Source organism: Caenibacillus caldisaponilyticus (assembly GCF_002003465.1).
Taxonomy (GTDB): Bacteria; Bacillota; Bacilli; order Bacillales; family Sporolactobacillaceae; genus Caenibacillus; species Caenibacillus caldisaponilyticus.
Genome location: NZ_BDDQ01000043.1, coordinates 20,379 through 35,699, shown reverse-complemented (window position 1 = coordinate 35,699; position 15,321 = coordinate 20,379). Strand labels below are relative to the sequence as shown.

Annotated in this window: 11 protein-coding genes and 3 pseudogenes; 11 read left to right on the top strand and 3 right to left on the bottom strand. The window is 50.7% G+C overall.

All coding sequences use genetic code 11. From position 1 onward, the window contains the following. Window positions 1-98 (bottom strand): annotated as a pseudogene (locus tag CCB157_RS12175) (transposase); the annotation flags it as partial. A gap of 695 nt (window positions 99-793) precedes the next feature. Between CCB157_RS12175 and CCB157_RS12170 the strand changes: the two are divergent. The 6 genes and pseudogenes from CCB157_RS12170 to CCB157_RS12145 all read left to right on the top strand — a co-directional run bounded on the left by CCB157_RS12170 (window position 794) and on the right by CCB157_RS12145 (window position 8,027). Further along, window positions 794-2,146 carry an amino acid permease gene (locus tag CCB157_RS12170; RefSeq protein ID WP_077616159.1) on the top strand — a complete coding sequence of 451 codons (1,353 nt, stop codon included), beginning with the start codon at window positions 794-796 and terminating at the stop codon, window positions 2,144-2,146. A 556-nt stretch (window positions 2,147-2,702) separates the two neighbouring features. Beyond that, window positions 2,703-3,899: a sensor histidine kinase gene (locus tag CCB157_RS12165; protein WP_158077299.1), complete on the top strand. Its 1,197-nt coding sequence runs from the start codon at window positions 2,703-2,705 to the stop codon at window positions 3,897-3,899. Next, window positions 3,896-4,567: a response regulator gene (locus tag CCB157_RS12160; protein ID WP_077616157.1), complete on the top strand. Its 672-nt coding sequence runs from the start codon at window positions 3,896-3,898 to the stop codon at window positions 4,565-4,567. The genes CCB157_RS12165 and CCB157_RS12160 overlap by 4 nt, the downstream gene beginning before the upstream one ends. A gap of 143 nt (window positions 4,568-4,710) precedes the next feature. Then, window positions 4,711-5,389 (top strand): annotated as a pseudogene (locus CCB157_RS12155) (ABC transporter ATP-binding protein); the annotation flags it as partial. Window positions 5,390-5,655: 266 nt separating this feature from the next. Continuing rightward, the gene (locus CCB157_RS12150) at window positions 5,656-6,858 is read left to right on the top strand and encodes an ABC transporter permease (protein ID WP_077616155.1); all 1,203 of its coding nucleotides are present in this window, start codon (window positions 5,656-5,658) and stop codon (window positions 6,856-6,858) included. An 11-nt stretch (window positions 6,859-6,869) separates the two neighbouring features. Then, the gene (locus tag CCB157_RS12145) at window positions 6,870-8,027 is read left to right on the top strand and encodes an ABC transporter permease (protein ID WP_077616154.1); all 1,158 of its coding nucleotides are present in this window, start codon (window positions 6,870-6,872) and stop codon (window positions 8,025-8,027) included. A 149-nt stretch (window positions 8,028-8,176) separates the two neighbouring features. Here CCB157_RS12145 and CCB157_RS12140 read toward each other — a convergent pair whose 3' ends face one another. Beyond that, complete coding sequence (locus CCB157_RS12140) at window positions 8,177-8,656, bottom strand: GNAT family N-acetyltransferase (RefSeq protein ID WP_077616153.1); 480 nt, start codon at window positions 8,654-8,656, stop codon at window positions 8,177-8,179. Window positions 8,657-8,853: 197 nt separating this feature from the next. On the opposite strand from CCB157_RS12140, the pseudogene CCB157_RS12135 reads away from it, so the two are divergent. Together CCB157_RS12135 and CCB157_RS12130 are read left to right on the top strand one after the other, a co-directional pair. Next, a pseudogene (locus tag CCB157_RS12135) lies at window positions 8,854-9,873 on the top strand (ornithine cyclodeaminase family protein). A 407-nt stretch (window positions 9,874-10,280) separates the two neighbouring features. Then, complete coding sequence (locus CCB157_RS12130; protein WP_077616152.1) at window positions 10,281-11,990, top strand: methyl-accepting chemotaxis protein; 1,710 nt, start codon at window positions 10,281-10,283, stop codon at window positions 11,988-11,990. Window positions 11,991-12,318: 328 nt separating this feature from the next. On the opposite strand, the gene CCB157_RS12120 is transcribed toward CCB157_RS12130, so the two are convergent. Further along, the gene (locus CCB157_RS12120) at window positions 12,319-12,699 is read right to left on the bottom strand and encodes a winged helix-turn-helix transcriptional regulator (RefSeq protein ID WP_077616150.1); all 381 of its coding nucleotides are present in this window, start codon (window positions 12,697-12,699) and stop codon (window positions 12,319-12,321) included. A gap of 293 nt (window positions 12,700-12,992) precedes the next feature. Between CCB157_RS12120 and CCB157_RS12115 the strand changes: the two genes are divergently transcribed. The 3 genes from CCB157_RS12115 to CCB157_RS12105 all read left to right on the top strand — a co-directional run bounded on the left by CCB157_RS12115 (window position 12,993) and on the right by CCB157_RS12105 (window position 15,287). Then, window positions 12,993-13,868, top strand: coding sequence for a pirin family protein (locus CCB157_RS12115; protein WP_077616149.1), 876 nt, complete (start codon window positions 12,993-12,995; stop codon window positions 13,866-13,868). 263 nt (window positions 13,869-14,131) lie between these two features. Then, window positions 14,132-14,323 carry a hypothetical protein gene (locus CCB157_RS12110; protein WP_077616148.1) on the top strand — a complete coding sequence of 64 codons (192 nt, stop codon included), beginning with the start codon at window positions 14,132-14,134 and terminating at the stop codon, window positions 14,321-14,323. 220 nt (window positions 14,324-14,543) lie between these two features. Next, a complete protein-coding gene (locus CCB157_RS12105) occupies window positions 14,544-15,287 on the top strand; it encodes an SDR family NAD(P)-dependent oxidoreductase (RefSeq protein ID WP_077616147.1) in 744 nt (247 codons plus the stop codon). The last annotated feature ends 34 nt before the right edge of the window (window positions 15,288-15,321 follow it).

Genomic DNA, 15,321 nt, shown 5'->3' with positions numbered 1-15,321 from the left:
TCCCGCATAATCAGCTCTAATTTTTCTTTCACAAATTGACGAATAACACTTTCCAGTTGATTTGCCCAGTCGACATTCGGTATACTTCTTTTAGACATAGGTAGGGTACTCCTTTCTCTGGAATGTGTTATGGCTAAATCAGAGAATACCCTACCTTTTTTCTTTTGGTCTAGCAAAATGCTTTACACAAACTTTTATACATCATCGTGCTTCTTTTCATTTGTATGAATCCCATCGATAAGACAGTGACCAGCCGAATGGTGTTGGATGCCTAAATGACAAGCAACAATTGGATGGAAGCGGTGTCACCGCGGATGCATTTAGAAATGTCGTTTTAGGGAATAACCAGAGGCGCTCCTGGTATTTATGGGAGAACACCTTGGCAAAGCGCACTCGCTGAAAGAAGTCTGAAGAACGGCCTTCATTAGATCATCTTGACCACAGTAGCACCTTATCTCAGAGCATGGCAATCCGATTCATCACCGCCGTTTCATGGCGCATTTGATATTCTTGAAGAACGCCATCCGGGAGGTGAAAGGAACCATTGCGTGGGTATTTTTCCAAACCCTCACGGTGCAGACCCATTGCCGTTGGGGACCTCTGGAGTTGAACATCCTACGGCTGTCGCGCTTGCGGGCCATTCATAGTGTTGGAGGGATAGGACGCATCAATAAAACGGAGCGTTTCCAGTCGCCGCGAATTTAAGATACCGGACTTGTTGTGATATCCTAAACGTATGTTGTTGCAGGGCATGAATTAGATCCAAATTCATATGGAGAAGGAGACGAGGCGGATGCCAAAGACGGATGAAAAAACCTTGGTGAGAGGTTTGAGAAACCGCCATATTCAGCTGATTGCGATCGGTGGGGCGATCGGCACCGGTTTGTTCCTCGGATCGGGGAAATCGATCCATCTCGCGGGTCCGTCGATCATGCTCGTCTATCTCATAGTCGGCGTCATGCTTTTCTTTATGATGCGCGCTTTGGGCGAATTGTTGGTCTACAAACCGACGTCGGGCTCGTTTGCGGAATTTGCCGAGACATTTATCGGGCCGTGGGCCGGGTTTGTGACCGGCTGGACGTACTGGTTCTGCTGGATTGTCATGGGCATCGCCGAAATCACGGCCGTCGGGGTGTACGTGAAATATTGGTTTCCTTCGGTCCCCCAGTGGCTTTCCGCTTTGGTTTGCGTGCTTGTTCTGTTCCTGATCAATATGGCGACGGTCAAAGCCTTTGGGGAAATGGAATTTTGGTTTGCTTTAATTAAAATTTTTACCATCATCGCTCTGATCGTTATAGGCTTGGTGATGGTTCTTGCCGGGTTTGAAAGCCATGATACCCGTGCGACGTTTTCTAATTTGTGGAGCCACGGCGGATTTTTCCCGAACGGGTTTTCAGGGTTTATCCTCGCCTTTCAGATGGCCGTCTTCGCCTTCACCGGCATCGAATTGGTCGGCGTCACGGCCGGAGAAACGTTGGATCCGGAGCGGACGATTCCAAAAGCCATTAACAATATTCCGATCCGCATTCTCATTTTTTATGTAGGCGCCTTGTTGATCATCATGTCGATTTATCCGTGGAATGGCATGGATCCCGCGAGCAGCCCGTTCGTCAAAGTGTTCTCGCTCATCGGCATCCCGTCCGCGGCGGGGCTGATCAATTTCGTCGTATTGACGGCGGCGGCTTCTTCATGCAACAGCGGGATCTTCAGTACGAGCCGCATGCTTTATGTGCTCGGCCAAGAAGGGAAGGCGCCGAATGGGCTGAAATCCTTGAACGCCCGAAACATTCCGGCGTTGGCCTTGATGGTTTCCACGGCGGTGCTTTTAATCGGCGTATGGCTCAACTACCTGCTGCCGGATGAAGTCTTCACTTTGGTCACAAGCATCTCGACGATTTGCTTTATTTGGGTGTGGGGCGTCATATTGGTCGCGCATATGCGCTATCGCAAATTGAAAGCGGAGGAAGCCGAGAAGAATCCGTTTAAAATGCCGTTCGCCCCGTATATCAACTGGGTCGTTCTCGCTTTCTTTGTCTTTGTCGTTGTCGTTTTAGGGTTTGCCTCCGATACACGCGTTGCGTTATTCGTCACGCCCGTCTGGTTTATTCTTCTGTTGATTGCCTACCAGTTTGTCAGGAAGAAATAAGGGAGGGTCCACTTCCATTTAACGGGCCATCCAGCTGTCATTGCTGTAATAGAAGGAAAAAGACTGCCTGCTTTGGAGGCAGCCAAGAGGAAGTGCTTGGAAGGCGTTGCCTTCCGCTCGCCCGAATTTCCGTCAAATAGAATTGGACAGGTTTTTTTCCCACCATATAACTTTTGGGCAGCTCGCAGCGGAATGGGGCTGCTCTATTTATATTCCGCTTGATGATGACGCCTATGGGACTCGTGAAGAAAGCGGGGAAATGGAACGATCCGGTCCGGTTATGCCTTTGAAATGGTTTTCGCATTTTCCTCATCGCCCTTATTCGTTATAATGAAGCCAAGATCGACTGAATGGCATGGTGTTGCCGTTTATCGTCTTGAACGGCCGAACGGAGGATGGCCGCTTTGTTCGATGGGATGGGATCGTCCCTTTGTCCCTGTGGACGGCGGTAGGCTTCAAGTTATCTTTAAATGGTCGTCGAAGCCTTTATCGCTCTTCTTTTTCAGTGCGATTTGGACGGAAAGCGGGTGACCTCATGCCTGAAAAAGGCATGCGAATGTTGCTTCATATCAGAATATTTATGATTATGGCGATCGGCCTATATTACTTGATGATCAGCCAAAATCTTTCTTTGGCAAAGGAAGGCGCTCTCATCCTTTGCACGTTGGTGTTTGTGATTGACCATTTTTTGTTTGTTTCCGTGAAGGACACACGGCTCGTCATCGCCTTGATTTGGCTTGATTTTGTCGCTGCGTCGGTCGTCGGACTTTTGCTGGCGGGAGAGAGCCCCCTCTATCTCATCTACTTCAACATCATTGGCGTAACCTTGTTTTTTGAGACGAGTGAAAAACGAACTCTGCTCCTCTTTATTTCCGCTTTTTTCCTTGTCTGGTTCGCCATCCTTATTCGGACAGGGCTTGAGACTAATACTTGGGATATTTTGGGAAACGTCATGAATGTTTGTTTTGTGCTGTTCGGCTGCATTGTCGGGTATCTGATACGGGAATTGATGCTCGCCCGTGAAAAGGTGGCCCAACAATATGAGGAGCTCAATGCTTCCCATGAAGCGTTAAAAAGCGCGCATGAACAATTAAGCGTCTATGTGCAACAGGTCGAAGCCTTAACGTCCATCCAAGAAAGGAACCGGATCGCCCGGGAAATTCATGATACCGTCGGACATAAGATGACGGCGTTATTAATCCAATTGCAGCTGGCCAAGGAACTCGTTTTTCAGAAAAAAGCGGAAAGCGGCAAGACCATTGAGACTTGTGAAACGATTGCTCGGGAAACGCTGCAAGAAATTCGGCGGTCTGTCTACACTTTGCGCGCCGATGAACCGGAACCGGTGACCTGTCAAGAAATGATAGAAAGGCTTCTCAGGGAATTCTCCGAAAGGACCCATATTGAGACGGTTTTAAATATTGAGGGCGATGCGGCGTTCGTTTCGCCCGGCGTCCGGCAGACCATCCAGCGTGTGATCCAAGAGGCCTTGACCAATGCAGTCCGGCACGGGAAAGCCACCCGCTGTCGCGTTGATTTAACGTTTGGCGAAAAGCAAATCGTCTGTCGAATCGGCGATAACGGAAAAGGGGGCCACGCTGTCAAACCCGGTTTTGGTTTGATGAACATGAGGGAACGCGTCGCTGAACATGGCGGCAAATTGCGGGTGGAAAGCGAGCCGAATAAAGGCTTTACGATTATGGCTGAATTACCGCTTAAACGGCCGCAATGGGAAACGGGAGGGACTCTATGATCCGGATCATGATCGTCGATGATCAGCCGTTAATGCGCGACGGCTTGGCGAGTTTGTTGAATTTAAAGGACGATATTGAGGTCGTCGCCACGGCATCGGACGGCCAGGAAGCCTTTGAGAAGGCCGCGCGCCTTCGTCCGGATCTCGTGCTCATGGACATTCGCATGCCGGGCGTCAACGGGGTCGAAGGCACGCGCCTCATCCATACCCATTTGCCCGATATCAAAGTGTTGATGTTGACCACGTTCAGAGACAGCGAATTGATCTTTGCTGCTTTAAACGAAGGAGCGTCCGGCTATTTGCTGAAAGACATGCCGACCGATGCCATCGTCCAAGCGATCATGACCGTTCATGCGGGCGGCGTCGTGTTGCCGCAAGAGTTGACCCGCCAAGTGTTGGCCGAGTTGCGGATAACGAAACGGCTGGATGAAAACGAGCAGGCCCGGGCTATTCCAAACCAGTTGGATGCGCTGACGGAGAGGGAGCTTCATGTCTTGCGGCTGTTGGGCCGCGGATTAAGCAATAAAGAAATCGCCGAAGAGCTGGTGATTACCGAGGGAACGGTAAAAAATCACGTGTCGAATATCATTAGCAAACTTGAATTGAGGGACCGCACCCAAGCCGCCATTTTTGCTGTCCGTTACGGGATCACCACTTTTGACACATGACTTTTGGCAGAGCGACGTTTTGAAGCGACTGCCAAAAGTCATGTTTCTTTTTAAAAAAGTTCTATCGGAGCGCAGATGGCAACGGCTTCGCCGCCCTATAAAATTAACCGTGAGTTAAGCAAATGAGAGCAGGAGGGTGTGACATGCTGCAAGTGATCGAACTTAAAAAAAGTTTCGGCGGCAAGCCTGTCGTTAAAGGCGTGTCGTTTTCCGTGGATAAAGGAGAAGCCTTTGGATTGCTCGGACCGAACGGCGCGGGCAAATCGACGACGATTTCCATGATCTGCGGGTTGTTAAAGATCGATGGCGGGGATGTTCGAGTCAACGGCCTTTCGATTAAAAAAGATCCCATGGCCGTCAAAAGGAAAATCGGGATTGTTCCGCAGGATATCGCCTTGTATCCTACGATGACGGCCAAAGAAAACCTCGTCTTTTGGGGCAAAATGTACGGTCTTAAAGGCCGCGAAGCCAAGGCGAAAGCCGACCGGGTGTTGGCGGATGTCGGCCTGTCCGATCGGGCGAACGATAAAATCGAAACGTTTTCCGGCGGCATGAAGCGGCGCATCAACATCGGCGCCGCCTTGATGCACGATCCCGAACTCCTCATCATGGATGAGCCGACCGTGGGGATTGATCCGCAATCCCGAAACCATATTTTAGAAACCGTGAAAAGGCTCAATGAACAAGGCATGACCGTGATCTATACGTCCCACTACATGGAAGAAGTCGAATTTCTCTGCGAGCGGATCGCCATTATCGATCACGGCGAAGTGATCGCCTTGGGAACGAAGACCGAACTGTGCAACCGTTTGGCCGGGGGAACGGTCATTCAGCTGAAAGTCGATCCCATCAAGGAGCGTTTTATCCAACGTTTAAAGACGATGGAAGCGGTCGCCAATGTGAAAATCGTTGAGGAGGACCGGATCGAGGTGTTCGTCACGCGCGCCGATGCCGCGTTGAGCCAAATCGTCGCTTTATCTCTCGAACACCGCGTCCAGCTGCTTTCTTTAAATGTCAAAGAACCGAACCTGGAAGCGTTGTTTTTGCAATTGACCGGGCGCTCTTTGCGGGACTAGGGGGGATGACCGATGAAATGCTTGACGATCGCCTGGAAGGATTTCATGATCCGTTTTAAAGATCGCCGCGGTTTTATGCTCATGATATTGATGCCGTTGATTTTAACCTTCATTTTGGGGTCCGCATTGGGCGGGGTCATGGGCGAGGATGCCACGGTGTTTCCGAAAACGAATTTGGGGATCGTGTGGAAAGACGACGATCCTTTGGCCCGGCAGTTCATCCGCGATGTTTTGCAGAGCCGGGATTTAAAGCCTTATATCCACATAAAAATGGCCGATTCGCGGGAAGCGCTGGAGGAACACATTCGCGAGGGCTCCATCGATGCCGCGATCGTTTTTCCCAATGGGTGGAGCCGGGATTTAAACAACGGCAAGCTCAAAGGGCTAACGATATTGGCCGATCCCGGTAAATCGCTGCAGTCGGATATTCTCCAAACACTTTCGCAAACCTTCATGGACCGCGCGGAGACGACCGCCGTTTCCACGAAAACGGTGCTATCCGTCGCTGTGGATTCCGGGCCGGAACAAATGGCCGGTTTATCTCAAGAGGTGGCGGATGAATTAAAACAGGCGGCGCAGCAACAATGGCATGCGGTCGAGGAAAAGTCCGTCGGCCAAAAACCGGTTTCCGGGATGCAATATTATGCCGCCGCCATGGCCGCCATGTTTCTGCTTTTCAACATGATGAACGGAGCGAAGTCCTTCATCCATGAACGGGAGACCCAGACCTTGGCGAGATTGTTCAGTACGCCGACGGGAAAAACCAGCATTTTGATTGGAAAATTTTTAGGAACGCTTTATTTCGCCGTTGCGCAATTCCTCATCTTTATGCTCGCCACCCGCTTTTTATTCGGCGTCAATTGGGGTGACAACGCGCTGCAGACCCTAAGCGTCGGCGCCGCTTTTGCCGTTGCCGTCAGCGGTCTTTCCATGTTCATCGCCTCGGTGATTCATACCGAGAAAACCGCCGACGTGGTGGGAGGCATAGGGGTACAAATCCTAGCTTTGCTCGGCGGTTCCATGGTGCCGCTGACGCTGTTTCCGGACATGCTGCGCCAAATCGCACATATCGCTCCCAATACTTGGGCGCTGACGAGTTTGGTTGACATCATGGGCGGCACCGCTTGGTCGGCGTTGGCGCTGCCGATCGGTGTGCTGGCGGGAATCGGCGCCGCGGCCGTGACGATCGGGACTTGGCGCCTGCAGGCCAGATAGGAGGAAGAAGAATGAAACGGATTTGGGATCTCTGCGCATTCGAATGGCTGCGCGTCTTAAAAAAACCGCAAAACTATCTCTTCATGTTCGCCATGCCCTTGCTTTTTACGTTTCTGTTTGGGAGTCTTTTAAGCGGCTACAGCCCCAAGCCGATGGTCGCCTGGGTGGATGAAGACCATTCCTTTCTGTCTGCACGGTATGAAAAAGACATGCAAAAGAATCCCCTCTTCCAATTGAAGAAGGTTTCACCCGCACAAGCCAAACAATGGTTTCGCGAGAAAAAAGTTTCCGGCTTGATCATGGTGGATAAGGGCTTTCAAAAGCAATTGTTGGAGGGCAACAAACCGAAGGTCACCTTTCAACACGGCCCGGAATTTTCTGGTGCCATGGCCATCAAACAAGCGCTTAATCATGGCGTCGATCAAATGCATATCATCGCGACCGCGGCCTTGCAAGGCGAAAGGCCGCAATCGCCGGACGATTGGCAGAGCTTATACCGAAGGATTGATCACGATGTCCGCGCTTCGGCGCAAAAGGTCCGCGTGGAAGCGATTTTTAAACATAAAAATCAATTGGAAATGGATAATACTTCGGCAAGAGCCGCAGGGTTTTCGATCATGTTTGTCATGATCGAAATGATCTCGGTCACGGGAGCTCTTCTTGAAGCCAAAAGGTCGGGCGTTTGGTACCGAATCATGGCGACGCCTTCGAGCCGCTTTCAAATTTTGGCCGGTTATTTTCTGTCGTTTTTCCTTATCGGTTGGGTGCAGTTCGCCGTCTTGATGCTTTCTTCATCGCTCTTGTTCGGCGTTCATTGGGGGAATCCCGCCGCCTTGATGGCGTTCGTTTCCGCGGTGTTGCTCGCCGTCGTCGGTCTCGGCCTCTTCATCGCAGGCTTTGTCAAAACGACGGAGCAGCAAGCGGCGCTCGGCAACCTCATCGTTGTATCCACCAGCATGCTCGGCGGCGTCTATTGGCCGTTGGATGTCGTTCCGAACATCATGCAAAAAATCGCCCAATTCGTCCCGCAAAAATGGGCCATGGACGGTTTTACCGAACTCATCGCCCGCGGCGGGTCGCTCGCGGACATCGCCATGCCGGCCGCCGTTCTGTTAGGTTTTGCCGCCCTGTTCATCATCGTGGGAATGTCGCGAATGAAATATGAATGACAGTGAACCCGAAATCCAAAAACGGATTTCGGGTTCTTTTTTTGAAAAGGCGCTGTTAAAGGTTTAGATTGCAAAAAAAGACCCAATGGGATTCGGTTTTTTTTGTGAGCGCTGTTCGGCTTCCGCCGAACGTTCGTCGGACGGGCCCCTCATGCCTCTAATTCCTTCACAAATAAAACCCTATCTTGATGGGGTCCATCATAATCCGTATATACGGAGATGCCGTCCACTTCTTTATCTCCGTTTTTTTCGATGGCAAATCCCATTCTCGTATGAAAGGCAATGGAAGTTTTGTTCACTGGTGAAGTGACGCAACGGACGATATGCCGCCCGTTCTTTTTAACGATATCAAAAAATTTATGGTAAAGTTGTCTTCCCACCCCGCATTTCCTATAGTCGGGATGAACCCCGACAAAGTGTATGTATGCTTCTTCCGGATGCGTTTGTGATAGAAAACCGATCAAAAATCCAATGATTTTTCCATCTTGTTCGGCAATGAAACTTGTATTTTGAAAATGGTCGAAGAATAATTTGGGCAACTTATCAGACATTTGTCTACCGCCCCACCACGCATTGATGAGCGGGGAGATGACATAGTAGTCAGAGCCTTTCACCGAACGAAACTCCATCTTATTCCTCCGCCTCCTTGCTTATTTAAACATTCGTTTAGATTATTCTATCATAAGGGGAAATTGCGTTTTATTAGACATTCGTGCGCCCGATCGCACTAAGGAAGCCGGCTTCGCCCCGGAGGATCGCTGTTGATGACAAAGAATTATAAAAAGGGGTTGGGAAATCACGTTCTATAAACCGTGAAGAAATATATATGAAACCGTTTCATTGGCCCAACAATTATAGAGGGAGAATGATTGAAATGGGAACGCTGCTTTTATCGAATTCTGATGTTAAAAAGCTGCTGGAGATTCCTCAATTATTGCCGTGGATAAAAAAGGGATTTCAAGCCTATTCCTTGTCGAAATCTTCCGTACCGGTCGAACGGTTTCTCTGTGCTCTACCCCAAAGCCCAAACAGCAGCGTGGTCGTGCTGTTTCCGGGAATGCTTCAGGAGATTCCGGCCTATTCCGTAAAGGTTCACGCCAAGCATCCGGGTCAACAGCCGGCAATAAAAGGTATCATTCATCTGCATGACCTAAATACCGGCGAACTGTTGGCGATGATGGATTCGACGTATATCACGGCGGTTCGTACGGGGTTATCCGGCGCCTTAGGGACGCATTTGCTGGCCGCTCAAAATGCCGATACCGTTACGATTGTCGGGGCGGGCGCTCAGGGAGAATTACAATAAAAATCTTTATTGTATTTTCGTCGCATCAAAAGAGTATGGGTGTATGACGTGGATGTGGAGCAGGCGCATCGTTTTTTAAAGAGGCTGGAACAAGAATTAGGGCTTCCGATAACGGTGGCCCAAACATTGGAAGACTCGCTCGCAAATTCTCGAATCATCATCACCGCCACATGGTCACGGGCTCCCTTTATTTTCCCTGACATGATAAAACCCGGGACGCATATTACAACGATCGGGCCCGATGAACCCGGAAAAAGCGAGGTTTCCGCTGAGGTGATCCGCCGGGCGTTGTTTGTTTGCGATAGTCGGGAACTCGCCGTCGATATGGGGGCGATCGGGGGCGTCGGCCTGGATGCGGAATCGATCGCTGCCGAAATCGGGGAAATACTTAACGGCAAACATCAAGGCCGAACCGATCCAGCGGAGATAACGGTTTATGGGGCTGTGGGATTGGCTTTTCAAGATTTAGCGGCCGCTTGGGTCACATATCAGAAGGCTAAAGAAGTCCATTTAGGGCTTGAGTTTGATTTTTTAAAATAGCGGTTGCTCAAGGAATCCGCCGCTTTTGCTGTCCGCGCTCTCTATTTTAGGTTCAACTCGCGGACGATGCGCAGATGAGAGAGATAAAAGCCACTGCTAGTTTTCATAAATAGAATTAAGATGATGAAGGATGTGCAGGGATTTCTGAATCCGTGAGATCGGTTTAGGCTTTGGCCTAATATTTTAAGACTCATTTTTACATTCTTAATATATGTTTTAATTTTAATGAGAAGATTTTACTATTCTCCCACTTGTAAAACTAGGAGATTGTGCCGATAAATGAGTATGGAAAGAATGATTCGGCTGACCTATTGACGCATTGGATCCTCCCGCTCATCACGTTCTCTCATCTTCAAGGAAAGGCATTTCTAAAAATAAGACGATTCGTTGGTAAAGGGGATTGCGTTATGTGGGAAAAATTCCGCTTAAAAAATATGAAATTAGGCATGAAGTACGGTTTGTCTTATGGCGTGACGATTTTGCTGTTCGTCATCGCGACCGCCGTCATCTACGTCTTTTTGTATATCGGTCAACAAAAGCTCGACGCTTTTGATCGCCAAAGCCAGTATGCGGTCGATATCACCGAAATGGCTTCCCTCTTTCGCGCCCAAGATGTTCGGATCGCCGATTACTTGAATGACAGAGATCCGTCAAAAATTAAGGAATTCCAAGATATTCAAAAACAGTTCAATGATCTGGCCAAAAAGGTCCAACCGGCCTTGAAAACCAAACAACAAAAAGGGGTATTTAAGACCGTCATCCGTAACCATAAAACGGTGAACGATTTGTTTTTATCCGAAATCGTTACGGCGGTTAAAAACGGCGATGAGTCCAAAGCGATGGGGTATCGGCAAAATACCGAACAATTGAGAACCCAGACGGTGGACTTGCTGGAAAAATTGCGGCAATCGTTAAATAAAGAAATGGATACGGCCGGCCACGTCGCGAAGAAAAGCTTCGCGAATACCGCCATATTATTGGTTGTCGCGGTGCTGATCTGTGCGATTTTGGGCAGCGTCATCATCTATTTCGTCAACCGTTCCGTTCAAAAAGCTTTTAAAGCGGTGGTCGGCCTGGTCGATGAAATCACGAGCGGCAATTTGACGGTCAAGCCGATCGATTATGACGGCAAAGACGAAATCGGCGCTTTGGCGTCTTCCATGAACACGATGAGCGGCGCTTTGCGAAACATCATCAAAGAAATCGGCGATGCGTCCGAAAGATTGGCGCAAAACAGCGAGGAGCTTGCGGCATCCGTCGAAGAGGTCAGCGCAGCCAGCCAGCAAATCGCCGCCACGATGCAGGAGCTGACATCCGGCGCCGAAAAGCAGGCCAATTCGACGACAGAGGCCGCCGGGTTTGTCTCCCGCTTTATGGACAGGGTTGACCATGAGTCGAAAAATGGCGAAACGATGCGCGCGTCATCCGAAGAAATCATGGCCATCACCGAGAAAGGCGCCGAGTTGATCGACCGCTCCTTGTCGCAGACCAAAGCGATTTATGATGTGGTCAAAGAAGCCGTGGCCAGAGTCGGAGCGCTGGAGGAACAGTCTCGACAAATTTCGAAGCTTGGGCAGGTCATTCGCGAAATTGCCGAGCAGACGAATTTGTTGGCTTTAAACGCGGCGATTGAAGCGGCGCGGGCAGGAGAACACGGCAAAGGGTTCGCCGTCGTCGCCGATGAAATCCGCAAACTATCCGATGAAGTTTCCAAATCGGTGGCCGAAATCAGCGGGATCGTCGTCGGCATTCAAAAAGAATCGAAAGCCGTCAGCGAATCGCTGCAAACCGGCCATGCTCAAGTCGATCTCGGCATGAGCCAAATGAAAGAAACCGGTGTTGCCTTTGAAACGATCAAAAAACGCATCGATGACATGGTCGGAAACATCAAGGCCATGACCGAAAGCCTGTCCGAGATGAATGAAAACGGCAAAAAAGTGGCGCAAGCGATCGAAAGTATCGCTTCGGTGGCCGAATCATCTTCCGCCGGTATTGAGCAGACAGCCGCTTCGGTTGAGGAAACGAGCAGCATCGCCCAGGAAATGAAGGCGAGCGCCGACAATTTGGCGAAACTCGCCGAAGACTTGCGCTTTGTCGTTCAGATTTTCAGATTATAAATATTAAACGGCCGTTTAACCGGCCGTTACAAGCATGTCTATAATTCCTTTCGTTCCATTGAAACGATCCGGCTGCCGGGCTTGCGGCGTTTCCAACCAAGCGGATATCACCGCCTTTTGCCCAGCGGCCTTTGAAAAACCGCAAAACCCCGGGATGCCGGATGGCGCTTCCTTCGCCCGGCATTGCCGGGGTTTTTTATGTTTTTTTACAACGCCTTCGGAAGTCCGGTCGGCGGGCGATGAATCCCATCATGGTTTTCCGGGCTAAATGTTCTTATCTTGATGCGTCCGCCGTTTTTGGTCGGCATTTTTCGTACGGGCTTTTCCATCAACGGCCGCTTTTTCCGGACGGGTCGGCAACGCCTTCCGATTGCCGGGCATGCTTCGCTTTCATGTGCTCCAAATGGGCCTTTCCCCATTCATGCATCGCTTCTAATATGGGTTCCAGCGTTCTTCCGTACTCGGTCATGCTGTATTCGACTCTTGGCGGCACTTCGGGATATACCTTTCGTTCGATGATGTCATGGGCTTCCAACTCGCGAAGCTGCAACGTCAGCATGCGCGGGGTAATGTCGGGCAACAAACGCTTCAGCTCGCTGAACCGCTTCGTGCCTTCGTTCATCAGATAAAGCAAAATCATCGGTTTCCACTTTCCGACAATCATGTCCAAAGCGACCACGACTTGGCATTGCTCCGGATTTTTCTGCATAAACATCGCCTCCAGTCCAATAGTATCTTTTTATGTACTTCCTATCTTTCATGTAACTACTTCTTATAATAGAACTTTTGTAGCATAATGATAAAGAAATGGAAGAGCTGGGCATGGCGCGTCCTCTCGTCATATCGATGCGATGCGGCAGAGGATGAATGAAGAGCCCATTCCGGCCGCGCGGTCCAGATTCATACGAATGGACAGCGGGCCATGCCATTCACGCCTTCGTCAGACGGTTGCTATTCGTTGGCAAAGTCCCTGAAACAAAAACGGGCAAAGGGGAGTCAGATATGGAACTTAAAGAAAACCACTCGGTTTTCCATAGAGAAGTGAGAGACCACTGGCGAGTGAAATACGTCAACAACGGTTATCCCCATGTTCAGCAAGGCTTCGTCTTGCCTCCGGACCGTTGGCGGGAGTTTGATCCCTTTATTTTGATGGCGGAGGATTGGTTTAAACGCGGGACGTTCCCCGATCATCCCCACCGCGGTTTTCAGACCGTCACCTACGTCATCGACGGCCGGCTGGAGCACATTGACAATGGCGGCGGCCGCTCGATCTTGGAAGCGGGCGACGTCCAGTACATGAACGCAGGATGGGCGGCCAGGCACGCGGAGGAAGCGGTCGATGACGATCTCATTCATACGCTGCAATTGTGGGTGAATCTTCCCAAAGCCTTGAAAAAGAGTGCGCTGTCTTATCAAGATATCTTTGTCGAAAATGTCCCCGTCGTGTCTTTTGAAGGGGGATCGCTGCGGGTTTATGCCGGAAATCTGGCCGGCGTCCAAGGCCCGTTGCAAGCGCTCGTTCCGTTTACGATGGCGGAAATTTCTCTGTCCAAAGGCGCGACATTTATCCATCGCCTGCCGGAAAGCCATAACGCGTTCGCGTACGTCCTCTCCGGCGAACTGGAACTGGGCCGCCAGCGCGTCGCTTTGATGAAGACCGATGCGGCATTGCTGACCTATAAGGAAGACGGATCGGACGACACCGACAGCGAATTGTTTATAAAGGCCAATAGCCGGGCGAAAATCCTTGTCTATTCGGGAAAACCGATCAAGGAGGACGTGGTGGCTTACGGGCCGTTCGTCATGAATACCATGGAAGAGATCAGACAGGCCTTCCAGGATTTCCGCGATGGGAAATTCGGCCCGGAAGCGAAATGACCGTCTTTTACAAGTTTCATGCTCAGAGCAGGCCGGACATTGCCGATGATGAATCATCGTGGCTTGTCAACGGACGGCGCATTTTTCCGTCTGAGCCGAAAAAGAGCCGTTCAAGCGCCCAACGCGGCCGATCCCTGTGATCACGCCCCAGATGGGCGATTGCTTCGAAAATGATAGAGAAATGTCAAGCCGAACATTTGCTGTCAAAAAACGGTCGCGATCGCGCGGTTCCTCCCGACCTTAGCGGGAGGAGCCGTTTTTTATTGTTATCGGCGCTGTGCCATTGCTGCGGCAAATGCGCCGAGGATGGCAGCGTTTCAGGCCGTTCCGCTTCCCGCGTTTCCGCCACCATCCGCCGCCTTTCCGTTTTCGATGCTTTTAAACCTCTTGAGGCCGTTCACTTTTATGCCCATAAGGCGCTCATCACCGATGAAAGGGATCGCCGCACACCGTGATCTTTCCTATTGGTACGCGGACAGGCATCCTTCCGTGGTGCTGCAAGCTGCCGTTTCCGCCTCACACAGCCAAAAGGTTGGCTTTGACGGGACGCACTAATACAAAAGACCCGGTCAAATTGTACCGATCTTCATTGAGCCCCCTTCGTTTCCTTCATTTGAAGAAACAAAATGCCGATATTAGGGTTGTGTGGACTTTGGGTCGGAAAGGAGCATCCAGATGATTCTAAAAGATAAGTGTGCTGTCGTGACCGGGGCGGCGAGCGGCATCGGTCGAGCGATCGCGGAAGAGCTCGCGCGGCTCGGCGCCCACGTCGTCATTAATGATATCCATCGCGAAGAGGCCGAGCGTTTCAAAAATGAACTTCTGAAGCAAGGGTGGTCGGCCGACGCCTACCCAAGCGACGTTTCGGATTCCGGTCAGGTTCAAGCGTTGTACGCCCATATCAAAAACACGGTCGGCAAGGTCGATATCCTCGTTAATAACGCGGGCATCGCGCAACCGGCCCGCATTACCGAAATGACCGATGAAATGTGGGACCGCATGATCAAAGTTCATCTGTACGGCACTTTCTATAATTGCCGGGAAGCGATCAAGATCATGGAAAAAAACGGAGGGGGAAAAATCATTAACATCGCCTCGGACCTCGGCCAGCTCGGGTGTGAGTCGTACGCGCATTATTCGGCTGCAAAAGGCGGCATCATCGCCTTGACCAAATCGCTCGCCCGCGAATGGGCGCCGCGCATTTTGGTGAACGCGGTGGCGCCGAGCGGGACGCGCACGGCTCTGCTGAAACATTTCGGCCCCGATTACGAGGCGGAAGAGGCGAAAAAATACCCGTTGAAGCGATTGGCGGAACCGTGGGAAATCGCCAAAACCGTTGCCTTTCTGGCGGGACCGGACAGCGATTTTTATACGGGTCAAGTGCTCACGCCCAACGGCGGCATCGTCATGAACGGTTAATTCGGATGGACGGCATGTCAGACGGGAGGGACTG